Source organism: Immundisolibacter cernigliae, assembly GCF_001697225.1.
GTDB lineage: Bacteria > Pseudomonadota > Gammaproteobacteria > Immundisolibacterales > Immundisolibacteraceae > Immundisolibacter > Immundisolibacter cernigliae.
This window is the reverse complement of sequence record NZ_CP014671.1, coordinates 3,187,831-3,212,558: the sequence shown is the minus strand read 5'-3', so window position 1 is coordinate 3,212,558 and position 24,728 is coordinate 3,187,831. Positions and strand designations below refer to the sequence as shown.

23 protein-coding genes are annotated in these 24,728 nt (G+C 69.5%); 12 read left to right on the top strand and 11 right to left on the bottom strand.

All coding sequences use genetic code 11. The features are described 5' to 3' along the window. Positions 1 to 7 precede the first annotated feature (7 nt). The 5 genes from PG2T_RS15080 to PG2T_RS15060 are packed head-to-tail and all read right to left on the bottom strand — an operon-like array spanning position 8 to position 4,084. On the bottom strand, positions 8 to 601 hold the full coding sequence (locus PG2T_RS15080) for an ABC-type transport auxiliary lipoprotein family protein (RefSeq protein ID WP_068807365.1): 594 nt from the start codon (positions 599 to 601) through the stop codon (positions 8 to 10). Continuing rightward, positions 598 to 1,515, bottom strand: coding sequence for an MlaD family protein (locus tag PG2T_RS15075; protein WP_068807361.1), 918 nt, complete (start codon positions 1,513 to 1,515; stop codon positions 598 to 600). The genes PG2T_RS15080 and PG2T_RS15075 overlap by 4 nt, the downstream gene beginning before the upstream one ends. Beyond that, positions 1,500 to 2,276 carry an ABC transporter ATP-binding protein gene (locus PG2T_RS15070; protein ID WP_068807358.1) on the bottom strand — a complete coding sequence of 259 codons (777 nt, stop codon included), beginning with the start codon at positions 2,274 to 2,276 and terminating at the stop codon, positions 1,500 to 1,502. Before PG2T_RS15070 ends, PG2T_RS15075 begins: the two co-directional genes overlap by 16 nt. Continuing rightward, entirely contained in the window at positions 2,273 to 3,373 is a 1,101-nt protein-coding gene (locus PG2T_RS15065; protein ID WP_068807355.1) for an ABC transporter permease, read from the bottom strand. The genes PG2T_RS15070 and PG2T_RS15065 overlap by 4 nt, the downstream gene beginning before the upstream one ends. A gap of 15 nt (positions 3,374 to 3,388) precedes the next feature. Further along, a complete protein-coding gene (locus PG2T_RS15060) occupies positions 3,389 to 4,084 on the bottom strand; it encodes a lipid-binding SYLF domain-containing protein (protein ID WP_068807352.1) in 696 nt (231 codons plus the stop codon). A 147-nt stretch (positions 4,085 to 4,231) separates the two neighbouring features. Here PG2T_RS15060 and PG2T_RS15055 point away from each other — a divergent pair, with 147 nt between their 5' ends. Both PG2T_RS15055 and PG2T_RS15050 read left to right on the top strand, forming a co-directional pair. Further along, entirely contained in the window at positions 4,232 to 5,239 is a 1,008-nt protein-coding gene (locus PG2T_RS15055; RefSeq protein ID WP_068807349.1) for a zinc-dependent alcohol dehydrogenase family protein, read from the top strand. 97 nt (positions 5,240 to 5,336) lie between these two features. Further along, positions 5,337 to 6,287, top strand: coding sequence for an SH3 domain-containing protein (locus tag PG2T_RS15050; protein WP_083214988.1), 951 nt, complete (start codon positions 5,337 to 5,339; stop codon positions 6,285 to 6,287). A 103-nt stretch (positions 6,288 to 6,390) separates the two neighbouring features. Here PG2T_RS15050 and PG2T_RS15045 read toward each other — a convergent pair whose 3' ends face one another. Next, positions 6,391 to 6,852, bottom strand: a complete 462-nt coding sequence (locus PG2T_RS15045) for a cupin domain-containing protein (protein ID WP_068807346.1) — start codon at positions 6,850 to 6,852, stop codon at positions 6,391 to 6,393. After that, positions 6,849 to 8,072, bottom strand: coding sequence for a RuBisCO large subunit C-terminal-like domain-containing protein (locus PG2T_RS15040; protein WP_083214987.1), 1,224 nt, complete (start codon positions 8,070 to 8,072; stop codon positions 6,849 to 6,851). Before PG2T_RS15040 ends, PG2T_RS15045 begins: the two co-directional genes overlap by 4 nt. A 167-nt stretch (positions 8,073 to 8,239) precedes the next feature. On the opposite strand from PG2T_RS15040, the gene PG2T_RS15035 reads away from it, so the two are divergent. Continuing rightward, positions 8,240 to 8,845 carry an HNH endonuclease gene (locus tag PG2T_RS15035; protein ID WP_068807340.1) on the top strand — a complete coding sequence of 202 codons (606 nt, stop codon included), beginning with the start codon at positions 8,240 to 8,242 and terminating at the stop codon, positions 8,843 to 8,845. 76 nt (positions 8,846 to 8,921) lie between these two features. On the opposite strand, the gene PG2T_RS15030 is transcribed toward PG2T_RS15035, so the two are convergent. The 4 genes from PG2T_RS15030 to PG2T_RS15015 form a co-directional block, all read right to left on the bottom strand. Continuing rightward, on the bottom strand, positions 8,922 to 9,851 hold the full coding sequence (locus PG2T_RS15030) for a ketopantoate reductase family protein (protein WP_083214986.1): 930 nt from the start codon (positions 9,849 to 9,851) through the stop codon (positions 8,922 to 8,924). Between the two features lie 3 nt (positions 9,852 to 9,854). Further along, complete coding sequence (gene fdxA, locus PG2T_RS15025; protein ID WP_068807337.1) at positions 9,855 to 10,178, bottom strand: ferredoxin FdxA; 324 nt, start codon at positions 10,176 to 10,178, stop codon at positions 9,855 to 9,857. A gap of 93 nt (positions 10,179 to 10,271) precedes the next feature. Continuing rightward, complete coding sequence (gene mutS / locus PG2T_RS15020) at positions 10,272 to 12,851, bottom strand: DNA mismatch repair protein MutS (protein WP_068807334.1); 2,580 nt, start codon at positions 12,849 to 12,851, stop codon at positions 10,272 to 10,274. Positions 12,852 to 12,886: 35 nt separating this feature from the next. Continuing rightward, the gene (locus PG2T_RS15015; RefSeq protein ID WP_158513224.1) at positions 12,887 to 14,845 is read right to left on the bottom strand and encodes a heme lyase CcmF/NrfE family subunit; all 1,959 of its coding nucleotides are present in this window, start codon (positions 14,843 to 14,845) and stop codon (positions 12,887 to 12,889) included. A 312-nt stretch (positions 14,846 to 15,157) separates the two neighbouring features. On the opposite strand from PG2T_RS15015, the gene ccmA reads away from it, so the two are divergent. From ccmA to metH, 9 genes are all read left to right on the top strand, one after another. Next, positions 15,158 to 15,763, top strand: coding sequence for a cytochrome c biogenesis heme-transporting ATPase CcmA (gene ccmA / locus PG2T_RS15010; RefSeq protein ID WP_068807331.1), 606 nt, complete (start codon positions 15,158 to 15,160; stop codon positions 15,761 to 15,763). A 1-nt stretch (position 15,764) separates the two neighbouring features. Next, a complete protein-coding gene (ccmB, locus tag PG2T_RS15005) occupies positions 15,765 to 16,424 on the top strand; it encodes a heme exporter protein CcmB (protein WP_068807328.1) in 660 nt (219 codons plus the stop codon). 6 nt (positions 16,425 to 16,430) lie between these two features. Then, positions 16,431 to 17,168 (top strand): heme ABC transporter permease, encoded by a 738-nt coding sequence (locus tag PG2T_RS15000; protein WP_068807324.1) that lies wholly within the window; start codon positions 16,431 to 16,433, stop codon positions 17,166 to 17,168. Then, positions 17,165 to 17,314: a heme exporter protein CcmD gene (gene ccmD, locus PG2T_RS14995; RefSeq protein WP_068807320.1), complete on the top strand. Its 150-nt coding sequence runs from the start codon at positions 17,165 to 17,167 to the stop codon at positions 17,312 to 17,314. The genes PG2T_RS15000 and ccmD overlap by 4 nt, the downstream gene beginning before the upstream one ends. Continuing rightward, complete coding sequence (gene ccmE / locus PG2T_RS14990) at positions 17,311 to 17,757, top strand: cytochrome c maturation protein CcmE (protein WP_068807317.1); 447 nt, start codon at positions 17,311 to 17,313, stop codon at positions 17,755 to 17,757. Before ccmD ends, ccmE begins: the two co-directional genes overlap by 4 nt. Beyond that, positions 17,754 to 18,794: an agmatine deiminase family protein gene (locus PG2T_RS14985; RefSeq protein WP_202816370.1), complete on the top strand. Its 1,041-nt coding sequence runs from the start codon at positions 17,754 to 17,756 to the stop codon at positions 18,792 to 18,794. The genes ccmE and PG2T_RS14985 overlap by 4 nt, the downstream gene beginning before the upstream one ends. After that, positions 18,791 to 19,675 (top strand): carbon-nitrogen hydrolase, encoded by an 885-nt coding sequence (locus PG2T_RS14980; protein WP_068807314.1) that lies wholly within the window; start codon positions 18,791 to 18,793, stop codon positions 19,673 to 19,675. The genes PG2T_RS14985 and PG2T_RS14980 overlap by 4 nt, the downstream gene beginning before the upstream one ends. 40 nt (positions 19,676 to 19,715) lie before the next feature. Beyond that, positions 19,716 to 20,891, top strand: a complete 1,176-nt coding sequence (locus PG2T_RS14975; protein WP_068807312.1) for a pyridoxal-phosphate-dependent aminotransferase family protein — start codon at positions 19,716 to 19,718, stop codon at positions 20,889 to 20,891. A gap of 144 nt (positions 20,892 to 21,035) precedes the next feature. After that, positions 21,036 to 24,716: a methionine synthase gene (metH, locus tag PG2T_RS14970; protein ID WP_068808502.1), complete on the top strand. Its 3,681-nt coding sequence runs from the start codon at positions 21,036 to 21,038 to the stop codon at positions 24,714 to 24,716. Positions 24,717 to 24,728 lie beyond the last annotated feature (12 nt).

Sequence of the window (24,728 nt, the reverse complement as noted above, 5' to 3'; positions counted from 1 at the left end):
ACAACCTTCAGTTGCCGAGCAGTTCCCGGCAAAAGCCGGCGCTTTCGACCACCGCGCGCTGCACAAGCGCATTGGCAGCGGCGACGCCACCGGCCGGATCGTCGCTGGCGGCGGCTTGCTCCAGCCGCAGCGTGCGGCTGCCCAGCACGCGCCTTTTGCCCACGTCCACCAGCTGCAGTCGTACGGACAGCAGGATCCGGCTTGGCTGGCGCGTGAAGTCCTGTTCCAGTTGCAGCAGTTCGCTGAGCAGGCGGTAGTCGGCACGCACGCCGCTGCCCGGTGCCAGCACCCGCGCGCCGCCGGCCGAGAAGCCATCCATCAGCGCCTGCCCGAACAGGCGTGCCGGCCGGTCGATCCATCGCTGGCGGGCGAAGTAGCGCAGCTCGTGCGCAGACGGTCGGTACGCCATGGCCGCGGTGTCATAACCGGGCGCCGCGGTCGGCGTGGCCACCTGGATGGTACTGCCCACCGGTATGGCCAACGGGATGCTCGCCTGCGCGGGCAGCGCAAGGGTATGCGTGATGTCCGCCTGGGGCGCCGTCAGCGGCAGCGAACAGGCGGCCAGCAGCGACAACAGCGCGGCGGCGATCAGATGCTTCATCGTTCCCCCGGGCCGGGCTCGCGCTGCGGCGGGCCAAGCAGCAACATCTGCGGATTGGCGCTGAGCCGATCACCCAGTTCGCGCAGGCTGCCGGCGGCGGAACCGAGCTCATCCACCGCACGTTCGACCTGGGGCAACAGCACACCGCCGGTGTATTCGAGCTGACGGCGACTGTCGCGGGCGGTGGTGCCAACCTGCTCGCCGGTGCTGCGCAGGGTCGCCAGCAGCTGTTCGGTCTGCCGCAGCACCTGCTCGATGCGCGGCGCCAGCGTTTCACCAGCCTGGGCACCCGACTTGGCCAGCCGTTCCAGATCGCCCAGGGTGCGGTCCAGTCGGTCACTCTGTCCGGCCAGCGCACCGGTGATGTGCTTCGTGTTGGCCAGAATGGCGCCGATGGCCTGGGCGTTGTCGTCGTTGAGGATCACCAGCAGGCGGTGACTTGCCTGTTCCAGCGTGCTCATGGCAAGCGTGAGCGCGGTATCCAGACGTGTCATGAGGGAGGGCTGCATTTGAATCACCGGATAGTCGCTGCCCTTGGTGTGCTCGAGCAGCGGCGCGTCCGGACTGCCGCCGCTGAGTTCGACCGAGCCCAGACCGGTCAGGCCCTGCACGGCGAGGGTCGCCACGGTGTCCGTCTTGATGGGTACATCGCGACGGATCTTGAAGGTCAGCCGCACCTGCGTGGAATCAGCCGGATCCAGCTCGACGGCCTCCACCCGACCCACCTCGACGCCCCGATACGTCACGCGCGAAGACGGACTCAGCGATGCAACCGAGTCTTTGGTATAGGCATAGTAGAAGCGAAACTCGCCGGCTTCCCGCCCCGAGCCGAGCCACAGCCCGAGGCCGATCAGCGCGGCCCCGAGCAGCAGCACGAAGGCGCCGACCGCGACGTACGCTACGCGGGCCTGCATGTCGGCTTTCCGAAATCGCGTGGCGAGGCGGCGAAATAGGCGCGAATCTCCGGCTCCTGCGAGGCGGCAAGCTCGGCCACCGGCGCCACCGCCAGCAGTGCCCCGCGGCCGAGAAAGGCAACCCGGTCGCTGACACGGGCGATGGAGTCAAGATCGTGCGTCACCATCAGTACGGTCAGTCCCAGCAGGTCGCGCAAATCGCCGAGGAGTTCGTCCAGACCGGCGGCAGTCACCGGGTCGAGTCCGGCCGAGGGTTCGTCCAGGAACAGCAGCTCCGGATCCAGCGCCAGTGCCCGGGCCAGGGCGGCACGCTTGATCATGCCGCCGCTGAGCTCGTCTGGAAACTTGCCGGCCGCATCCGCCGGCAGGCCCGCCTGACCCAGGCGCAGCATGCCCAGCTCGCGACGATCGGCCAGCGACAAGCCGGTGTACTCCGCCAGCGGCAGGCAGACATTGTCGAGCACGCTCAGGCCGGTGAACAGCGCGCCCTGCTGGAACAGGATGCCGATGCATCGGCGAAGTGCCCGCAAGCCGCCGGCGTCCAGACGCGCCGCATCCTGCCCGAGCACGGTCAGCTGCCCGCCGGCGGGCGGCTGCAGCAGACTCAGCGTTCGCAGCAGCACCGTCTTGCCGGACCCGGAGCCACCCACCACGGCCAGCACCTCACCGCGATGCACGGTCAGGCTCAGGTCGCGATGCAGCACCCGCCCGCCGGCCAGCGTGGCCAGGGATACGGCCTCAATGGCGGGGGCGTCGCTCACAGGCCCATCACCTGAAACACCACCGAGAACACGGCGTCCGCAATGATGACCAGAAAGATGCTCTGCACCACGCTGGTGGTGGTTTCGCGCCCGATGCTCTCGGCACTGCGCCCGACGCGAAGTCCGCGGTGGCAGGCGACGCTGGCCACCAGCAGGGCGAACACCGGCGCCTTGATCAGGCCCACCCAGAAGGTGCTGGGCGCAAAGGTGTTCGGCAGTCGACGCAGGAAATCGGCATAGCCGACACCGTACAGGCCATCGGCCACCACCATGCCGCCGAATATGCCCAGCGCCGACGCGTACAGCGTGAGCAGGGGCAGACACAGCATCAGCGCCAGCACCTTGGGCAGCACCAGCATTTCCATCGGCGTGATGCCGATGCTGCGCAGCGCATCGAGCTCCTCGGTCAGGCGCATGGTGCCGATCTGCGCGGTGTAGGCAGAGCCGGTGCGTCCGGCCACGATGATGGCCGCCAGCAGCGGCCCCATCTCCCGCAACATGGTCACGCCGACCAGATTCACCACCAGGATGTTGGCGCCGAAGGTCTTGAGCGGCTCGCCCGCCTGGTAGGTGATGACCACCCCCATCAGGAACGCCAGCACCCCCAGCAACGGCAGCGCGCGCACGCCGGCGGCGTCGATTTCCTGCACCAGTCGATCCAGCCGGAACCGGCGCAGGCGAGCCGCGCCGTCCAGGATCAGCTGGCCCCAGAAATCCAGAAAATTCAGAACATCGGCGAGCTTTTGCACCACCGCTCGGCCGATCTGTTCCAGCGGGCCGCCAGTCCGCGATGCCGGTGGTGGCGCACCCAACAGGCGGCCGCGCACCAGTTCCAGCAATGCTGCGTGCCGGGGTGGCAGGGCACCATAGTCGATCTGTGCGCCGCGGGCCTGCGCCACAGCGCCCAGCCGGTGCAGGGCCCAGGCGCCCGCGGTGTCCAGTTGCGTCACCGCATCGGTATTCAGATGCCAGTCGCCCTGTTCCTGCCAGGCCTCGAGGCTGCGCATCACCTCGTCCAGACACTCGACCGTCCAACAACCGCGCGCGCGCAGCGTGCGCGACTGCGGCTCGCTGGACAGGCCGGCGGCCTGCGGCATTGCCGGCCGATGCACTCAGCGGGTCGGCGGCGGCGCGTACTGAACGAGGGCCTGCCGAAATTTCTGCGCCAGCGGCGGCGTGCTGAACACGCGGTTGTCGAACACGTCCCACGACGACACATTGCCCCCGTAGGCGGCGGCGTTCGCCTCCTCGTCCGGCTGCAGGACAGCGCCTTCCAGCGCGATGCCGGCGAACAAGCCACGACTGCGTGAGTACGAGTAGATCTCGGCCTTCATCTGCGCATCGGTGGCGGCTGAAGCCTGGCGACCGACCGGCCCGGCGGCGACGGCAGCGTCCGCGCCCAGGGTGACCTTGCTCGCGGCCAGGTTCTCGACCCCGCGGCGGGTCTTGAACACCAGGATGATGTCGGTCGACTGGGCGCCGATCTGCCAACCGATGCTGCCCCCGGCCAGGGTGATGAAGCTGGGGTTGCTCCAGCCGCTGTCCTGACGCACGGCGATGACGCCCTTGCCCCAGCGCCCGCCAATCACGAAACCGGCCTTGATCACGCCGGGAATCACGGCGATGCCGTAGGCGTTCGCCAGCAGTTCGGGCGGAATGGCATTCTCGGGAATTTCGCTGATCTGATGCAGCACATCGGTTGCCGCGTGCAGGCGGTCATCCTCGGCCTGGCCGGCGCTGGCGATCGCTGGGCCCAGCAGTGCCAGACACATCAGTAGGACGGGCCGACTTGCAAAACTCGATTTCATGCGATTTCCTCGTTGATGCGCCCCGGGCGCGCCGCGCAATGATGGCACAGCGGCGCCGACTCGCCGGCGCAGCGTGCCTATAATCGCGCTCGAAAATCTGACCCGGCTGCCCACCGGCAGTTCGCGTACCCCCGAGGAGACTTCCTGATGAAGGTGATCGAAATTCCCGAATTCGGCGTCGCCAAGCTGGCGGTCGTCGAGCGTCCCGACCCGCAGCCCGGCCCCGGTCAGGTGCTGGTGCGCGTGTGGGCCGTGTCGCTGAATTTCCGCGACCTGATGACCGTGCAGGGCCAGTACAACCCGCGCCAGAAGCTGCCGCTGATCCCGCTGTCCGACGGTGCCGGCGAGGTAGTGTCGGTCGGTCCCGGCGTGCGCCGCTTCAAGCCCGGCGACCGGGTGGTGGCGATCTTTGCGCAGAAATGGCTGGGCGGCGATGCCACACCGGCGGCCCGCGGCTCCACGCTTGGCGGCCCCGGCGATGGCATGGCGGCGGAACTGGTGGCACTCGACGAAGACGGCCTGTTGCCGATCCCCGAGCATCTTTCCTTCGAGCAGGCGGCGACGCTGCCCTGCGCCGGCGTCACGGCCTGGAACGCGGTCGTGGTGCAGGGTCAGGTCAAGCCGGGCGACACCGTGCTGGCGCTGGGTACCGGCGGCGTGTCGCTGTTTGCGCTGCAGTTCGCCAAGGCGGCCGGCGCCAAGGTCATCATCACCTCCAGCAGCGACGAGAAACTGGCCCGCGCCAAGGCGCTGGGCGCTGATCACGGCGTCAACTACGCGAGCGAACCGGACTGGGACAAGGCGGTGCTGGCGCTCACCGACAAGGCCGGCGTCGATCAGGTGGTCGAGGTCGGCGGTGCCGGCACCATCGGCAAGTCGATCAACTCGGCTCGCATGGGCGGCACCATCACCATCATCGGCGTGCTGGCGGGCAACGCCTCGGAAATGGATCTGCGTCCGGTGCTGATGAAGGGCCTGCGCCTGCATGGCGTGTTCGTCGGCCCGCGCGAGATGTTCGAGGCCATGAACCGCGCCATCACCACCCACCACATCGAACCGGTCATCGATCGCGTGTTCGAGCGCGCCGACATAGGCGCCGCCTTCGAGCACATGGCGGCCGGCAGGCACTTCGGCAAGATCGTGGTGCGCATGTGAACCACGGTACAACACACCCGCGCGCACGTTCGATATAGTCGGCGCTGCCCGGCCGGCGTGCCGGAACCTCGCCCAGCCAATCATTCAGGGAGCTTCAATGTTCAATAAAAACCTCATCTCCAGCTTGGCCGGCCTGGTTGCCGTGACCCTCGCCGGCTGCGCCTCCACCCAGACGCAGCTCGGCAGCGGCGGCAGCATGGTCAGCGGGTCGGCCGGTGCGGCTGGCGCGCAGGGCGCGGCACCCCAGCTGACCCGCTGCGCCACGCCCATCGGTACCGCCGCGCTGATCGAGCAGGACAACCCGATGCTGGCGCAGGCCGGCCTGACCAGCCCGATCCCGCTGCTGCGCATCATGATGGCGCAGAGCGGCTGCTTCCGCGTGGTCGACCGCGGCCAGGCCAGTCAGGCCATGCAGCGCGAGCGGGCCATGGCCGCCGGTGGGGACCTGCAAAGCGGCAGCAACATGGGCGCCGGCCAGATGAAGGCGGCCGATTTCCTGATCACGCCCAACGTGGTGTTCAAGGATTCCAACGCCGGCGGCGGCGGCGCCGGGCTGGGTGCCCTGATTCCGGGCATCGGTGGCGCCATCGCCGGTGGCATCAAGTGGACCAACATGGAGTCGCAGGTCACGCTGTTCCTGACCAACGTGCGTACCGGTGAGCAGGAAGCCGCCGCCGAGGGCAGCGCCAGCAAGCGCGACCTGGGCTTCGGCGGCCTGGCATTCGGTGGTCTGGTCGGCGCCGGTGGCGGCGCGTATGCCAGCACCGATATCGGCAAGATCGTCTCAGCGGCCTTCCTGGACGCCCACAACAAACTGGTGGCGCAGGTGCAGGTAACCCAACCGGCGGCCACCCGGCCCTCAGCTTCCGGCTACATGACGCTGTCGGATGTGAACATGCGCTCCGGCCCGTCGACACAGTCGCCGGTGGTCATGCTGGTGCCCAAGGGCACGCCGGTGTCGCCCAACGGCGAAAAGCAGGGCGCCTGGTGGGGTGTCGAAGCCAACGGCCGCGCTGGCTGGATACACGGCGACTACATCACCCGCTGATCGGACCCGCGCGGCGCATTGCGCCGCGCACAAGGAAAGCCCGCCGGCAGCTCATGTCGGCGGGCTTTTTTGTTGACCGGCGTTCAGCGCAAGCCGGCATCGCTCAGACCCTCAGCAGCCGCGCCACCGCCGGCACGGCCCGCAGCCGAGCCAGTTCTGCCGGCGTTGGCAGCAACGGCCGGTCGCGCTCGCGGCTGACCACGCACAGGAAGCCGAGTTCCTCGCCGGCCGTGGCCAGGAACTGATGAAAGCACTGCGGTGCCACGTACACGCAATCGAAGGCGGCCACGGACTCGACCCGCTCGCCCAGAATCACTTGCCCCCGCCCGCGCAGAATCACCACCGCATGCGGGTGCTGGTGGCGTTCAAGCGTGGAATAGCCGCCCGCCTTGATCTCGAAATAGCGCACCAGGGCATCGAGCGCCTGCTCGCCCGGCGCCTCGCCCAGCAGCGTGCGGCGGGTGATGTCCCGGTGCGGGCTGCCATCGTTCTTGTACTCACGCAAGGCCACGGCCGGCCACTCGAAACCGGCGCCATGCACGACGTGCGAATCGGCGCCGCTCATGAGCCCAAGCCTTCCACGACTGCGCGCAGGGCAGCCGCGCCGCGTTGCAAGTCGCCTTGCGCATACAGGCTGCCGCCGATCAGCAGCAGCGTGTCGGGCCCGTAACGTCGTACCCACTGCCCGGCGCGCGCGACGTCCATGCCACCTGCCGGCGCCGGCAGGCTGGGCCGCAGCGTGCCCAGCGGCCGACGCAGGTGGTCGTTGATGCGCGCACAGGTCGCGGCTGAAAAATCGAAACGCCCGCCGGCGTTCGGGTAGATGACCGCATCGGCACCGGCCAGACGGAACAGATCGCCCAGCACCAGCTGCGGCGCCATGCCGGCGCCGCGTCCGAACAGACTGCCGGTCAGCGCCGGATGCGCGAGGATGGCCAGGCCGTACTGGTCGCGGATCAGGCGCAGCGTGTCCAGGCCGACCAGCCACGGGCTGATCAGAACGCCAAGGCAGCCGGCTTCGCGCGCCGCCGCCAGACGCTGCGCCAGCAGCGCGGCCGGTGCGGTCACGTTCGGGAAGTATTGGCTGTGCCGGCCGGTGGCGGCATTCGCGCGCGTCACCGCCTCCTGACAGCGCGCCAGACGCTCGGCGAACGGCGCCGCCGGCTGGTCGGCAAGGCCGTGGTCGTCCTTGATGATGTCGATCCCGCCGCGGGCGAAGGCCTCGCAGCACGAGGCCAGTTCTGTCGCCGACAGGCCCATGGGCTTGAGCGCGGTGCACAGCAGGGCACGACCGCTCACCCCGGTCAGCCTGCGCAGGCCGGCGATGCCATGTCCCGGACCACCCAGCGCAGTCACCAGCGCGGCCGGCCATTCCAGGTCGACCACGCGAATTCCCGGCTTCAGGGAAATGTTTCCGAACAGCAGGTTCAGGCACTGCGGCAGGTCCGCGCCAATGGCGTCCAGACTGTACGACAGCACCACCCGTGCGCGCCGCGGCCCGGTCTGTTGCACCGCCTCGACCCGTCCGGCGAAGCGCTCGGCCAACTCCGCCGTCAGCAGCGACCGCGGCAGCTCGACCGTTTGTTCGAGCCCTATCAGAGCGGCCTTGCCAGCCGCGTCCTCACCGGCAGCCAGATTCAGCGCGTAGTGCACGCCCAGTCGGCCATCCACACGCAGACCGGCCTGTGTCGCGCTGGCCGGCGTCGATACCGATAGCTGATCTGACGCCGCAGTGACGTGCAAGCGAGCGTTGGCATCGGCAAGCCGACGAACAGTGGCGGACATTGAAACTCGGCTTGCAGGGGGGGCTGGGAATTCTATCCCAGCCGCTCCAACTGCGACCCCGCCATCATCACCGCTTGCCGCGTGCCGAAATACCGGTTACACAATCGCGGTCCAAGCTTGATGGATGGCCGTTTTTGGCGTCGGTGCGCGCACCGACGGGGACGCACATGACACAGCAGCTTGCTCAACAGGTCCTGCGCACGGACGTGTCCGGAATGCCGCTCGAATGGGTGGATTACCAGACCGCGGTGCGCCTGTACCACTTTGGCCACGTGGCCTACACCTGCGGCACGCCGCTGTACCGGGTGCATGGCGGCATGAACGCCGCCAGCGGCCAGCGCAGCGTGGTGGAGGTCAATTCCATCATCGCCACGTCAGGCGACCAGTCGGCGCTGCGCCGCAGCCGCGAGGTGTACTCCCCGCCGCTGAACAACCCGGCGCTGTTCAAGCGCGACGGCCACACCTGCCTTTACTGCGGCCAACACTTCCTGTCACGCGACCTGTCGCGAGACCATGTGCGTCCGCTGAGCGCAAAGGGCGCCGATACCTGGGCGAACGTGGTCACCGCATGCAAGCGCTGCAACAACCACAAGGCCAACCGCACGCCCGAGCAGGCCGGCATGCAGCTGCTGGCGATCCCGTTCGTGCCCACCCACGCCGAGTACGTCTACCTGCGCGGGCGGCGCATCCTGGCCGACCAGATGGAATTCCTGCTGGCGCATTTTCCGCGTTCAAGCCCGCTGCAGGCGCGGTTGCGCGCACAGATGAGTTGACGCTCGAAGGAAGTCATTCGCAGATCTTGCCGGCCTGAAGCGCTGGCTACATATGCCGCGCGCCCGCGCGGCAGGCTCAGTCCGAACTGCCGTACTTGCCCAGCAGAATGTGGTGCAGCGTGGCCGTGACCGGCACCTCGATGCCCAGCAGCCCCGCCCGGCGCAGGATGGCTCCGGTGATGCCATCCAGCTCCAGCGGCTTGCCGCGCTGCGCATCGGCCTGCATGGAAGGCGTGATGGGGTCGATGCCCTTGATCCACTGGAATACGGCTTCCAGTTCGTGCGGGCTGAACTCGACCTCGTCGGCTGCCGCCGCGGCGCCGGCCTCGCGCATCAGGTTGCGCATCACCCAGGCCATGTCGGGGTCATTCGCCATGCGCTGGGTGTCCAGGAAGGTCACCGCCGCCAGCGGATTGCAGCCGTTGTTCAGGACCAGCTTTCGCCACAGTTCGCGGCGGATGTCCTCGCTCGCGTAAACGGTGATGCCGGCCTGGCGCAGCAGTTCGACCATGGCCGTCGTTTCGCGGCCGCAGCCGGTCGGATAGTCACCCAGCACAGCCTCCAGCACGCCGCGCACTTCCACCTCGCCAGGGGCAGTGATGTGGGCGAAAAACTTGCGCATCAGGCCGCCCATCACCGGCCGCTCGAACACCTCGGCCAGGATCGGCTCGTTGTCGACGCCGTTTTGCAGCGAGCCCAACCGGCAGTCGGCACTCACGTATGGCTTCAGCTGCTCGGCGAGGCGACGGGTGTGCTGGCTCTTGCAGGCAAACAGCAGCCAGTCGCAGCCGGCAAGCTGGCCGAGCGCAGCCTCGTTCGCGGTGTCGATCACGGGCAGGCAGTGCGTTTCCCGCACGCCATTGAAGTCCAGAACCAGACCCTGCTCGGCCAGGCGCGCCGCATGCTCACCGCGCGCCAGCAGCAGCACTTTGGCCTGACCGGTGGCGGCGAGACGCGCACCCAGCAGGCAGCCGATGCCGCCAGCCCCGACGATGCCGATGCGCACGCCCTACTCTTCCAGCAGCTTGCGCTTGGCCGGCACACCGGCCCACTGCTCGGCGTCGGCCGGGGCGTCCTTGCGCTGGGTGATCGGCGGCCATTGCTGCGACAGGCGGGCGTTCAGTTCGATGAACTCCTGCTGGTCGGCGGCGACCTCTTCCTCGTCGACGATGGCCTCGACCGGGCACTCGGCCACGCACAGCGTGCAGTCGATGCACTCGTCGGGGTCGATGACCAGCATGTTCGGGCCTTCGCGGAAGCAGTCCACCGGACACACTTCCACGCAATCGGTGTACTTGCACTTGATGCAGGCTTCGGTGACGACGAAGGCCATGACCGTTCTCCGGGACAAAAAAGCGGGCAATTATAGCGGCCGCGTCTGGCGTGAACCCGCATGACGGTTCGTAGGAGCGGGCCATGCCCAGACTTACGGCGGCCCGCCGCCACCGGCCAGCGCACGCAGTTCGTACAGCAGATCGAGCGCTGCCCGCGGCGCGAGCTGGTCCGGATCGATCCGCGCCAGCCGGTCCAGCACCGCCTGGCCGGGCTGCGGCTCGAACAACCCCAGCTGGCGCTGCGGCGGCGCACTGGCCACCGGTACCGGCAGGCCCTCGCCCAGCTGCGCCAGCCGCTCGCTGGCCAATGCCAGCACCGCCGCCGGCACGCCGGCCAGGGCCGCCACCTGCAGGCCGTAGCTGCGCCGCGCCGGGCCCGGCTGTACGCGGTGCAGAAACACGATGCCGCCGGCGTGCTCGGCCGCATCCAGGTGCACGTTGTCGACGCCGTCGAGCTCCTGCGCCAGCGCGGTGAGCTCGAAATAATGCGTGGCGAACAGGGTGAAGGCCCGCACGCGCTGCGCCAGGTGCATCAGGCAGGCCCAGGCCAGGGCCAGGCCGTCGTAGGTGCTGGTGCCGCGGCCGACCTCGTCCAGCAGCACCAGGCTGCAATCGGTCGCGTTGTGCAGGATGTTGGCAGTCTCGGTCATCTCCACCATGAAGGTGGATCGCCCGCCGGCCACGTCATCGGCGGCGCCGATGCGCGTGAAGATGCGGTCGACCGGCCCGATGCGCGCCGCGCGCGCCGGCACGTAGCTGCCGGCATGCGCCAGCAGCACGATCAGCGCCACCTGGCGCATGTAGGTGGACTTGCCGCCCATGTTGGGGCCGGTGATCAGCAGGATGCGTCGCCGGTCGTCGAGCTCAAGATCGTTGTCCACGAACGGCTCGCCGACCAGGCGCTCGACCACCGGGTGGCGGCCGCCGTCGATGTGGATGCCCGGTGCCTCGTCCAGCTGCGGCTCGACATAACCGAAACGCTCGGCCCGCTCGGCAAGACAGGTCAGCGCGTCCAGCTGCGCCAGCGCGCTGGCCGCGGCCTGCAGCGGCGCCAGCTCGGCCGTGATGGCATCCAGCAACTGCTCGAACAGCAGGCGCTCGCGGGCCAGGGCGCGTTCGCGGGCGCCGAGCGCCCGTTCCTCGAAGGATTTGAGCTCCGGCGTCAGGTAGCGCTCGGCGTTCTTGAGCGTCTGGCGGCGCGTGTAGTCGGCCGGCACCGCCGCCGCCTGGGCGCGACTGAGCTCGATGTAATAGCCATGCACGCGGTTGTAGCTGACCTTGAGGCCGGCGATGCCGGTGCGCTCGCGCTCGCGCTGCTCGAGCTCCAGCAGGTAGGCGCCGGCATCGCGGCCGATGGACCGCAGCTCGTCGAGCTGCGCGTCGAAACCGGCCGCGATCACCCCGCCATCGCGCAGCAAGGCCGGCGGCGTCGCCTCCACCGCGCGACAGAGCAGCTCGTGCAGCGGCTCGAAGCCCGGCAGCGCGGCGCGCAGGTCTGCCAGCAGCGGCGCCTCGAGATCCGCGAGCAAGGCAGCCAGTCCCGGCAGCAATCCCAGGCTGTCACGCAGCGCAGCAAGATCCCGTGGCCGTGCGGAACGCAGCGCCACGCGGCCGAGGATGCGCTCCACGTCCCCCACGCCGCGCAGTCCCTCCTGCAGCCGCGCGTAGGCCTGGTCCTGCAACAGCACGGCAATGGCCCCGTAACGACGGCGCAACTCGGCGTGATCGCGAATCGGCCCCAGCAACCAGCGCCGCAACTGGCGGCTGCCCATGGCACCGACGCAGGCGTCCAGCACGCCGACCAGCGTGGCGCGCTCGTCGCCCGACAGGCTGCGGTCGATTTCAAGATTGCGGCGGGTGGCCGGGTCCAGCACCAGCACCGCGTCCGGCGCCTGCACGCGCAGGCCGCGCAAATGCGGCAGCGCCGCCAGCTGCGTGTCCTGCGCGTACTGCAGCAGCGCGCCGGCGGCGCCGATGGCGAGCGCCATCCCGGCGCAGCCGAAGCCGGCCAGGTCGTGCACGCCAAACTGCTCGCACAACCGCCGCTGCGCGCTCTGGGCCTCGAACTGCCACGGCGGGCGGGCGGTCACGCTCCAGGGCCCGTCCGGCAAGGGCGATTCGCCGTCCGGCAGCAGCAGCTCGGCCGGCGCCAGGCGCGCCAGTTCGGCCGCCAGCGCCGCCTCGCCAGCCAGCTCACCGACCGTGAAGCGGCCGCTGGCCAGCTCCAGAACCGCCAGTCCGGCGCACTCGCCCTGGCGCAGCACCGCCGCGATCAGGTTGTCCCGCCGCTGGTCGAGCAGTGCATCGTCGGTCAGCGTGCCGGGCGTGACCACGCGCACCAGCTCGCGCTGCATCGGCCCGCGCCCGTCCGGCACGCCGACCTGCTCGCAGATGGCCACCGTGCGGCCGCGTCGCACCAGCCGGCCGAGGTAGTTTTCCAGCGCGTGCGCCGGCACGCCGGCCATCGGAACTTTCTTGCCGCCCGACTCGCCGCGGCTGGTCAGGGTGATGTCCAGCAGCCGGGCCGCTTCGACCGCATCGTCGAAGAACAGCTCGTAGAAATCGCCCATGCGATACAGCAGCAGGGCCTGCGGCTGCTGAGCCTTCAGGCGCAGGTAGTGCTGCATGGCCGGCGTGTGGCCGGCCAGCGGATCAGCGGGCGTCTGGGCCATGTCCGGAACCTGGCTCGAAAAACCGCGCGCGGCGCTCAGTCCACCCGGCGCGCCGGGCGCTCACCCAAGCACATCAGCACGCCAAGGCCGATCAGGGCCCCGCCGGCCCAGATCCACTGCACCAGCGGGTTCACGTAGGCAGTGACGGCGTGACGGCCGTCACGGGTCTCGCCCAGCACCACGTAGACATCGCGCAGCGGGGTCGAGTGAATGCCGGACTCGGTGGTCGGCATGCGGCTGGCGTGATAGCTGCGCCGTTCCGAGCGCAGGTTGATGCGGTCGTCGAGCCGAAACCGGGCGCGCTCGGCGTCGTAATTGGGGCCGCGAGCGGGGCCGATTCCGACCAGTTCCACGCGATGACCGGCCAGTTCCAGCACATCGCCGGGCGCCATCGTGACCATGCTGTGCTGGCGAAACAAGCCGGCCGCCGCCAGGCCCACGGTGGCCACGGCAACGCCCAAATGCGCCAGCAGCGCGCCGTAGTGCCGGCGTGCCCGCCAGGCGTTGACGAGCACCGCGCCGGGCAGCGTCCGCTGCTCGGCAGCGGCAAGGCTGCGCCCGCCGCGCCACAGATCAGCCGCGATGGTGGCCACCGCAAGCGCCGCGAATCCGACCGCCGCCGCCGCCAGCGGGCTGAGCGGTCGCGCCAGCACCAGCGTGAGCGCACCGGCCAGCACCGCGATCAGCACCGGCCACCTCAGCCGCCGCCACAGGGCGCGCGGCTGGGCGCGACGCCACGGCAGGCTGGGCGTCAGGCCCATCAGCAGCACCAGCAGCAGCAACTGCGGCACCACCACGCTGTTGAAATAGGGCGCCGCGACGGTGATCTTCTGCTCGGCCGTCACGTCCAGGAACAGCGGATACAGCGTGCCCAGAAACACGCAGGCACCGGCCACCGTGAACAGCACGTTGTTGGTCAGCAGCAGCGTCTCGCGCGACAGCCAGGCGGTCGGTCGCGGACGGGACTGCGCCTCGCCGCCCCGCCACACGAACACCCCGAAGGCACCACCCACCACCAGCGCCAGGAAGGCCAGGATGTAGGCGCCGCGCCCCGGATCGACGGCAAAGGCATGCACCGACGACAGCACGCCCGAACGCACCAGGAAGGTCCCCAGCAGCGACAGCGAGAAGGTCAGGATGGCCAGAAACAAATTCCAGCTGTGCAGCAGCCGGCGCTGCTCCTGCACCATCAGTGAATGCACCAGGGCGGCGCCGGTCAGCCAAGGCATGAAGGACGCATTCTCGACCGGGTCCCAGGCCCAGTAGCCGCCCCAGCCGAGCTCGTAATAGGCCCACGCCCCACCCAGCACGATGCCGATGGTCAGAAAGCCGAACGCCGCCAGCGCCCAGCGGCGCACCACCGGCAGCCAGTCCTCGGCCGGCCAGCGCGTCAGCAGCGCCGTCAGCACCAGCGCGAAGGGAATCGAAAAGCCCACGTAGCCCATGTAGAGCATCGGCGGGTGGATGGCCATGCCCGGGTCCTGCAGCAGTGGGTTCAGGTCCCGCCCATCGCCAGGAATCGGCAGCAGGCGCGCGAACGGATTGGACAGGAACAGGATCAGCCCCAGGAACCCCACACTGAGCGCCCCCTGCACCGCCAGCGCGATCGGCAGACGGTCCGGGAAATGGCGCCGGCCGTACCAGGCAAGCCCGGCCGTCCAGGCCACCAGAATCACGTACCACAGGTACAGCGAACCCTCGTGTCCACCCCACACGGCGCTGATCTTGTAGATCAGCGGCAGGGCGCTATTGGAGTTCTGCGCCACGTACCAGACCGAGAAGTTGTCGGTCACGAAGGCCTGCGTGAGCGCGGCCCAGCCGAGCACGGCCAGCGCCAGCTGCAGCCAGACGCCGCGCACGGCGATGCTGGCCAGCTGCGGCCGACCCAGCGCCCGCGCCAGCAGCGGCGAGACCGCCTGCAGCAGGGCCACCGGCAGCGCCAGCATGACCGCGAAGTGGCCGAGTTCGATCAGTTGTTGATTGGGCGTGATCACAGGATGTTCCGGATCCGGCCGCGAGGCCGGGAAAGACAGTGCGACAATGCGCGGCACCTGACAGGCGCGTGTGCGGCCGGATTGGCACGGCGGGGCAGTGTAATGCCGCCGTCGCAGGGCCACCAATGCCGCCCCCGGGCCGAAGGTCCACAGGCGCGGTTCTCCTGTGTGGGAGGCCCGCCCTCGGGCTGAATGCATGATTCGAGGATTCGGATTCGCGGCGGGACGCCGCTCCCACAAAGGCGCCTCAACCCAGTCCGATCAGCCGCCAGCGCCAGTACAAGAACCCAAGAATTTCCTACCGCCCGCCTCATGCTCGAACTGCGCGACCTGGCCGCGGTGCGGTCCAACACTCTGCTGTTCCGGCGCCTGAACCTGCTGCTGCACGCCGGCGAGGCGCTGCGCGTGGCCGGTCCGAACGGCGCCGGAAAGACCACGCTGCTGCGCGTGATCTGCGGCCTGACCGAGCCGGCCCGCGGCCAGGTGTGCTGGGACGGCACGCCGATCAGCGCACTGAGCGACGAATACCGCGCCCGGCTGGCTTTTCTGGGCCACCAGGAAGGACACTTCGGTGACCTGACCGCGGCCGAGAACCTGCGCCTGGCTGGCCAGCCCGTGACCGGCTCCGTCGTGGACGAGGTGCTGGAACAGGTCGGCCTTCGCACGCTGGCCGACCAGCCGGCACGCTTCCTGTCGCAGGGCCAGCGCCGCCGTCTCGGACTTGGCCGCCTGCTGCTGCGCGCCGTTCCGCTGTGGGTTCTGGACGAGCCGCTGACGGGACTGGACCGTCAGGGCGTGGAGCTGACCGCCCACCTGCTGGCGCAGCATCTGGCCGACGGGGGTCTGGCCGTGCTGACCACCCACCAGGATCTGCCGGGCCTGGACGGCGTGCTGCGGCACCTGGACCTTGGCGCCTGACATGATCGGACAAGTCTTTCGCCGCGAACTGCTGCTCGCCTGGCGCCGGCCAGGCGACACGCTGCTGCCGCTGACGTTTTTCATCATCGTCGGCAGCCTGTTCCCGCTCGGCGTGGGCGCCGAGCCTGTGCTCCTGCGCAGCATTGGCCCCGGCGCGGTGTGGATCGCCGCGGTGTTGGCCACGCTGCTGGGCCTGCCGCGATTGTTTGCCGCCGACCAGCAAAGCGGTGCGCTCGAACAACTGCTGCTGAGCCCCGCGCCACTGGCGCTGCTGGTGGCGGTCAAGGTGCTGGCGCAGTGGCTCACGTCCGGCCTGCCGCTGGCGCTGGCCGCGCCGCTGCTGGCGCTGGGCTTCGGGTTAAACTTTGGCGACCTTGGCGTGCTGCTGGCCGGGCTGCTTCTGGGAACACCGCTGCTGAATCTGCTGGGCGCCATCAGCGCCGCGCTGACGCTCGGCCTGCGCGGTGGCGGCGCCCTGCTTGGCCTGCTGGTGCTGCCGCTGTACGTGCCGGTGCTTATTTTTGGCAGCGGCGCGGTGCAGGCCGCCGCGCTGGGTTTTGGCGCCGGCGCCAACCTGTCGCTGCTGGCCGCCATGCTGGCCCTGGCACTGGTGTTCGCGCCCTGGGCCACGGCCGCCGCGCTGCGCATATCACTGGACTGACCGCCCATGTTCGGCCCCACCCTGGACCGCCTCGCCGCGCCCAAGTTCTTCTACCCCTTTGCCGGGCGGCTGCTGCCGTGGCTGGGCTGGCTGGCGGCCGGGCTGCTGCTGCTGGGCGCCGGCTGGGGCCTCGGCGTCGCGCCGGCCGATTACCAGCAGGGCGACAGCTACCGGATCATGTTCATCCACGTGCCGGCGGCCTGGCTGTCGATGCTCACCTACATGGTGATGGCCGGCGGCGCATTCGTGTTCCTGGTCTGGCGCATGAAGCTCGCCGACATGCTGGCCAAGTGCTGCGCGCCACTGGGCGCCGCCTTCACCGCGCTGACGCTGGTCACCGGCTCGCTGTGGGGCAAGCCGATGTGGGGCACCTGGTGGGCCTGGGACGCGCGCCTGACTTCCGAACTGGTACTGCTGTTCCTGTATCTGGGGCTGATCGCGCTGCGCGGCGCCATCGACGAGCCGCAGCGCGCCGGCCGGGCGACCGCGCTGCTGGCGCTGGTCGGCGTGGTCAACATCCCGATCATCCATTTCTCGGTCGAGTGGTGGAACACGCTGCACCAGCCGGCCTCCCTGACGCGCATGGCTGGACCGGCCATTCATCCGGCCATGCTGACGCCGCTGCTGCTGATGATCGCCGGCTTCACGGTGTACTTCGCGGCGGTGCTGCTGCAGCGGATGCGCTGCGAAATCCTGGAGCGCGAACAGCAGGCGCGCTGGCTGACGGAGCTGGACGCACCATGAGCGAATTCCTGGCCATGGGCGGCTACGGCGCCTACGTGTGGCCGTCCTACGCGCTGGCCGCGCTGGTGCTGGGCCTGAACGCCTGGCTGCCGTGGCGCCGACACCGCCGTCTGCTGCGCGCCCGCCAAACCCGCAACGAGCCATGAAAACCCGTCACAAACGTCTGCTGTTCATCTCGCTGGCCGTGCTCGCGCTGGTGGCCGCCGCGCTGCTGGTGATGAACGCCTTTCGCGACAACCTGGTGTTCTTCTTCAGCCCGACCGAGGTTGCGGCCGGCAAGGCGCCGGCCAACGGTACCTTTCGCATCGGCGGGCTGGTGACGACAGGTTCAATCCAGAAAGGCCCCGCCCCCCTGGAGCTGCGCTTCACTGTCACCGATCTGAGCAAGGAAATGCGCGTGCACTACATCGGCTCGCTGCCGGACCTGTTCCGCGAAGGCCAGGGCGTGGTTGCCGAGGGGCGGCTTGGCCCGGATGGCGAGTTCCAGGCCAGGACCATCCTGGCCAAGCACGACGAGAACTACATGCCGCCCGAGGTCGCCCAGGCGCTCAAGAAATCCGGCGCCGCGCATCCCGGGCCAAAACCGTGACGACGATTACGCCGGGTTATCTGCCGCCCGAATGGGCGCCACAGGCAGCCGTCGTTCTGACCTGGCCGCACGCGCACGGCGACTGGGCCGACACTCTGGGGGAAACGGAAACCGAATTCGTCGGCTTCGCGGCCGCCATCGCGGCCCGCGAGCCGCTGATCGTCGCCTGCCACGATGCGGCCCATCGCCGCCACGTGGCGGAGCGCCTGACCCATGCCAGTGTGCCGCAGGCGCGCCTGACGCTGGCGATCGCGCCCTCCAACGACGTCTGGGTGCGCGATCACGGCCCGCTGACCGTGCTGCGCGACGGCTGGCGGGTGGCGCTCGATTTCCGCTTCGACGGCTGGGGCGGGAAGTACCGCGCCGAGCTCGACAATACCGTCACCGCGGTGCTCGCCGGTCAGGGCGCTCTCGGTACGCTGGGCCTGGAGGCCCTGCCCTGGGTACTCGAAGGCGGCAACATCGAGGTCGACGGCCAGGGCACCCTGCTGGCCACCCGCCCCTGCCTGATGAGCCAGACGCGCAACGACCCGGCCGCCGCGCAGGCCCTGCTGGCGGCGCTGCCGACGCTGCTGGGCGTCACCCGTCTGCTGTGGGTGGACCGCGGCGACGTGCTGGGCGACGACACCGACGGCCACATCGACACCCTGGCGCGCTTCTGCGATCCGCACACGCTGGCCTATACCTGCGCCGATACGGCCGACCGCGCGCAGCACGCCGCCCTGGACGGCCTGGAAGAACAACTGCGGGCGCTGCGCCGGGCCGACGGGCGCCCGTATCAACTGGTGCCCCTGCCGGTGCCGGCGCCGCTGTACGACGCCGACGGCCGCCGTCTGCCGGCCAATTACGCCAATTTCCTGATCGTGAACGGCGCCGTGCTGGTGCCGACCTACGGCGACGCCAACGACGCGACCGCCCTCGCCCGCCTCGGCGACTGCTTTCCTGACCGCGCCATCGTGCCGGTGCCGGCGCGCGCCATCGTCGGCCAGAACGGCAGCCTGCACTGCGCCAGCATGCAGATTCCGGCGGCGCCATGAGTAGGCTCACCGTCGCCTGCGTGCAGCACGCCTGCGGCAGCGATCCGGCCGCCAATCTGGCGGCCAGCGAAGCCGGTATCCGCGCCGCCGCCGCGCAGGGCGCCCAACTGGTGCTCCTGCAGGAACTGCACCGCACGCAGTACTTCTGCCAGGTCGAGGATCCGGCCCTGTTCGATCTGGCCGAGTCCGTCCCCGGCCCGACCACGGACTTCCTGGCCGCCCTGGCGCGCGAGCTGGGCGTGGTCATCGTCGGCTCGGTTTTCGAGCGCCGCCTGGCGGGCGTGTACCACAACACCGCCGTGGTGCTGGAGCGCGACGGCACGCTGGCCGGCCGCTACCGCAAGATGCACATCCCGGACGATCCGGGCTATCTGGAGAAGTTCTATTTCACCCCCGGCGATGGCCCGTTCGCGCCCATCGACACCTCGGTCGGGCGCCTGGGCGTGCTGGTGTGCTGGGACCAGTGGTACCCGGAAGCCGCGCGGCTGATGGCGCTGGCCGGCGCGCAGCTGCTGCTGTACCCCACCGCCATCGGCTGGGACCCGACCGACGAGGCGGCCGAACAGGCCCGCCAGCACGAGGCCTGGATCACCATCCAGCGCGCGCACGCCATCGCCAACGGCCTGCCGGTGCTGGTCTGCAACCGCGTCGGCGACGAGCACATCCCGGGCGGTGCGCCGCAGGGCGCGCGCTTCTGGGGCAGCAGCTTCATCGCCGGCCCGCAGGGCGAGCTCCTCGCCCAGGCGCCGACCGACGCGCCGGCCGTCATCTGCGCCGACCTCGACCTTGCCCGCAGCGAGCAGGTGCGCCGCATCTGGCCCTTCCTGCGCGACCGGCGGATCGATGCCTACCAGAACCTGATTCGCCGCGTCAGCGACTGAGCGCCGCGCGCCGCCGCCAAAAAAACCGAGGAGATCAACCATGCCGAGCTTCAATCCGCCACTGCGCACCCTCATGGGCCCCGGTCCGTCCGACGTGCACCCGCGCGTGCTGGCGGCCATGGCGCGGCCGACCATCGGTCACCTCGATCCGGCCTTCGTCGGCCTGATGGACGACATCAAGGCGCTGTTGCGCCAAGCCTTCAAGACCCGCAACGAAGTGACCTTCCCGATCTCCGGCCCCGGCTCGGTGGGCATGGAAGCCTGCTTCGTGAACCTGGTCGAACCGGGCGACACGGTAATCGTGTGTCGCAACGGCGTGTTCGGCGGACGCATGAAGGAGAACGTCGAGCGCGCCGGTGGCGTTGCCATAGTCGTCGACGATCCGTGGACGCGGGCCGTGGACCCGCAGCGCCTGGAAGACGCGCTCGAGACCAACCCGCAGGCCAGGCTGGTCGCCTTCGTGATGGCCGAGACCTCCACCGGTGCGCTGTCGGACGCCAGCACGCTGGTGCAGATCGCCCATCGTCACGGCGCACTGGCCATCGTCGATGCGGTCACGGCGCTGGGCGGCGTGCCACTCGACGTCGACGGCTGGGACATCGACGCCATCTACAGCGGCACGCAAAAGTGCCTGTCCTGCCCGCCCGGCCTGTCGCCGGTCAGCTTCGGTGCCCGCGCGCTGGACAAACTGCGCGCCCGCAAGACGCCGGTGCAAAGCTGGTTCCTGGACCTGAACCTGGTGCTCGGCTACTGGTCCGGCGCCGCCCGGCGCAGCTACCACCACACCGCGCCCATCAACGCCCTGTACGGCCTGCACGAGGCGCTGCTGATGCTGCACGAGGAAGGCCTGGAAGCCGCCTGGGCGCGCCACGCCCTGCACCACCGGGCGCTGCGCGCCGGCCTGGAGGCCATGGACCTGCGCCTGGCAGGCGCCGACGGCGAGCGCCTGCCGCAGCTGAACGTGGTCGGCATTCCGGACGGGGTGGACGATGCCCGCGTGCGCCAGACCCTGCTCGACGACTACGACCTGGAAATCGGCGCCGGCCTTGGCGAATTCGCCGGCAAGGCCTGGCGCATCGGCCTCATGGGCCAGTCCGCCAGCCGCCGCCACGTACTGGCCTGCCTGACGGCGCTCGGCAGCGCAATGGCGGCGCAGGGCCGGCCGAGCGATTGCGGCGCGGCGCTGGCCGCGGCACAGAAGGTTTACGCCGCCTGACGCAGGCTGCTCCGCTGGTGCCGGGTGGCGGTCCCGGCGCCGACAGTGTTGGTCGATCGGCGCCCGGATAAGGACCGTATGCCGAAAGGCCCGCAATAGCGGCACGCTACAATGCCGCCCCCCGCCGACTGCCCCGCCTTTGCCATGACCGATCGCACCGCCCTGCTCCACCGCCAGCTGGCCGAGCGCATCCTGCTGCTGGACGGCGCCATGGGCACCATGATCCAGCGCCACGGGCTGACCGAAGCCGACTATCGCGGTGAGCGCTTCGCGGACTTCGGCCGCGAGCTGAAGGGCAACAACGACCTACTGACGCTGACCCGGCCGGACGTGATCGGCGGCATTCACCGGGCGTATCTGGAGGCCGGTGCCGACATCCTCGAAACCAATACCTTCAACTCGACCGCCGTGTCGCAGGCCGACTACGGGCTGCAGGAGCTGGTCTACGAGCTGAACCTGGAAGGCGCGCGCCTGGCCCGTGGCGTGGCCGATGCCGCCAGCACGGCCCAGCGGCCGCGTTTCGTGGCCGGCGTACTGGGCCCGACCAGCCGCACCGCCTCGGTGTCGCCGGACGTGAACGACCCCGGCTTTCGCAACGTCACCTTCGCCGAGCTGGTCGACAACTACACCGAGGCCTTGCGTGGCCTGATCGACGGCGGCGCCGACATCCTGCTGATCGAAACCGTCTTTGACACGCTCAACTGCAAGGCGGCGATCTACGCCATCGAGACGCACTTCGCCGCCAGCGGCCGGCGCCTGCCGGTGATGATCTCCGGCACCATCACCGACGCCTCCGGGCGCACCCTGTCCGGTCAGACGGCGGCGGCGTTCTATGCCTCCGTGGCGCATGCGCAGCCGCTGTCGGTGGGTCTGAACTGCGCCCTTGGCGTGGAGCTGCTGCGCGAGTACGTGCACGAGCTGGCCGGCGTGGCCGAATGCCGCGTCAGCGCGCACCCGAACGCCGGCCTGCCGAATGCCTTCGGCGGCTACGACGAGACGCCCGAGTTCATGGCCGGGCATCTGAAGCAGTGGGCGCAAGACGGTCTGCTCAACATCGTCGGCGGCTGCTGCGGCACCACGCCGGAGCACATCCGCGCCATTGCCGATGCCGTGGCCGGCAGCGCGCCGCGGCCGCTGCCGCAGCCCCGGCACGTGCTGCGCCTGGCGGGCCTGGAACCTCTCGACATCGACGAGAACAGCCTGTTCGTGAACGTCGGCGAGCGCACCAACGTCACCGGCTCGAAGCGCTTTGCCAACCTGATCAAGGCCGGCGACTACGAGGCCGCCATCGACGTCGCCCGTCAGCAGGTGGAAAGCGGCGCGCAGCTCATCGACGTCAACATGGACGAGGGCATGCTCGACTCGCGGGCGGCCATGGTGCGGTTACTGAACCTGATCGCGAGCGAACCGGACATCAGCCGCGTGCCGGTGATGGTGGACTCGTCCAAGTGGGAGGTGATCGAAGCCGGCCTGCAATGCCTGCAGGGCAAGGGCATCGTCAACTCGATCAGCATGAAGGAAGGCGAGGCGGCGTTCCTGGAGCAGGCGCGGCTGGTGCGCCGCTACGGCGCGGCGGTGGTGGTGATGGCCTTCGACGAGCAGGGCCAGGCCGACACCTGCGAACGCAAGGTGGCGATCTGCGAGCGGGCCTACCGACTGCTGACCGAGCAGATCGGCTTCCCGCCCGAGGACATCATCTTCGATCCGAACATCTTCGCCATCGCCACCGGCATCGACGAGCACAACAACTACGCGGTCGATTTCATCGAGGCCACGCGGCTGATCAAGCAGCGCCTGCCGCACGCCAAGGTCAGCGGCGGCGTCAGCAACGTGTCGTTCTCGTTTCGTGGCAACGAGCCGGTGCGCGAGGCCATCCACACCGTGTTCCTGTACCACGCCATCCAGGCCGGCATGGACATGGGCATCGTCAACGCCGGCCAGCTTGGCGTGTACGACACCGTCGATCCGGACCTGCGCGAACGGGTCGAGGACGTGGTGCTGAACCGGCGTTCCGACGGCACCGAACGGCTGCTGGAGACCGCCGAGCGCTACCGCGGAGTCGCTGGCGCCGCGGCGCCGGCGCAGGATCTGGCCTGGCGCGAGCTGCCGGTCGCCAAGCGGCTGGAACATGCCCTGGTGCGCGGCATCACCGACTACGTCGATGCGGACGTCGAGGAAGCGCGCCACGCTTTCGCGCGGCCGATCGAGGTCATCGAAGGCCCGCTCATGGACGGCATGAACGTGGTCGGCGACCTGTTCGGCGCCGGCAAGATGTTCCTGCCGCAGGTGGTGAAAAGCGCGCGGGTGATGAAAAAGGCCGTCGCCGTGCTGCTGCCGTACATCGAGGCCGAAAAGGACGGCAGCGCCCGCGCCCAGGCCAAGATCCTGATGGCCACGGTCAAGGGCGACGTACACGACATCGGCAAGAACATCGTCGGCGTGGTGCTGCAGTGCAACAACTTCGAGGTCATCGACCTGGGCGTGATGGTGCCCTGCGACACCATCCTGCGCACCGCGCGCGAGCAGCAGGTGGACATCATCGGCCTGTCGGGCCTGATCACGCCGTCGCTCGACGAAATGGTGCACGTGGCCCGCGAGATGCAGCGCGAGGGTCTGGACCTGCCGCTGATGATCGGCGGCGCCACCACCTCGCGCGCCCACACGGCAGTGAAGATCGCGCCGGCCTTCGACGGCACCACGGTGTACGTCAAGGATGCCTCGCGGGCCGTGGGCGTGGCGCAGAACCTGATCTCGCCGCAGCTGCGCGCGGCCTTCAAGAGCCAGCTGCTCGAAGACTACGCGCAGGCCCGTGCGCGCCACGCCGCCAAACAGCAGCGCAGCAAGCTGCTGACGCTGGAGCAGGCGCGCGCCAATGCGTTCCGAACCGACTGGGCGGCCTGCCGGCCAGTGCCGCCACAGCAGCCAGGCATCACCGTGCTCGATACCATCGATCTGGCTGAACTGGTGCCCTGCATCGACTGGACGCCGTTCTTCCAGGCCTGGGAACTGGCCGGCCGCTATCCGAAGATTCTGGACGACGCCGTGGTCGGCGAGCAGGCGCGCCAGCTGCTGGGCGACGCGCAGGCCATGCTGCGGCGCATGGTGGACGAGCGCTGGCTGAGCGCCCGCGCGGTGGTCGGCCTGTTTGCGGCCAACTCCGTCGGCGACGACATCGAGCTGTACACCGACGACACGCGCAGCACGGTGCTGGCCACGCTGCACCACCTGCGCCAGCAGCAGGAAAAACCGGCCGGCGTGCCGAACCTGTGCCTCGCCGATTACGTCGCGCCACGTGACAGCGGCGTCGCCGACTGGCTGGGCGCCTTTGCCTGCACCGCCGGCATCGGCATCGATGCGCACGTGGCGCGCTTCGAGGCGGCGCACGACGACTACAGCGCCATCCTGCTCAAGGCCCTGGCCGACCGGCTCGCGGAGGCGCTCGCCGAGCGCCTGCACCAGCGCGTGCGCACCGATCTGTGGGGATATGCGCAGGGCGAAACGCTGGACAACGCAGCCCTGATCGACGAGCAGTACCAGGGCATCCGCCCCGCGCCGGGCTACCCGGCCTGCCCCGAGCACACCGAAAAAGCCACGCTCTGGCAGCTGCTGGATGCCGAGCGCAACGCCGGCATGACCATCACCGAACATTTCGCCATGCTGCCGACGGCGGCCGTCAGCGGCTGGTACATCGCTCACCCGCAGGCGCGCTACTTCGGTGTCGGCGACATCGGCCGCGATCAGGTCGAGGACTACGCCCGGCGCAAGGGCTGGACACTGGCGCAGGCCGAGCGCTGGCTGGCGCCGAATCTGGGTTACGAGCCCTGACCGTGAGGACGA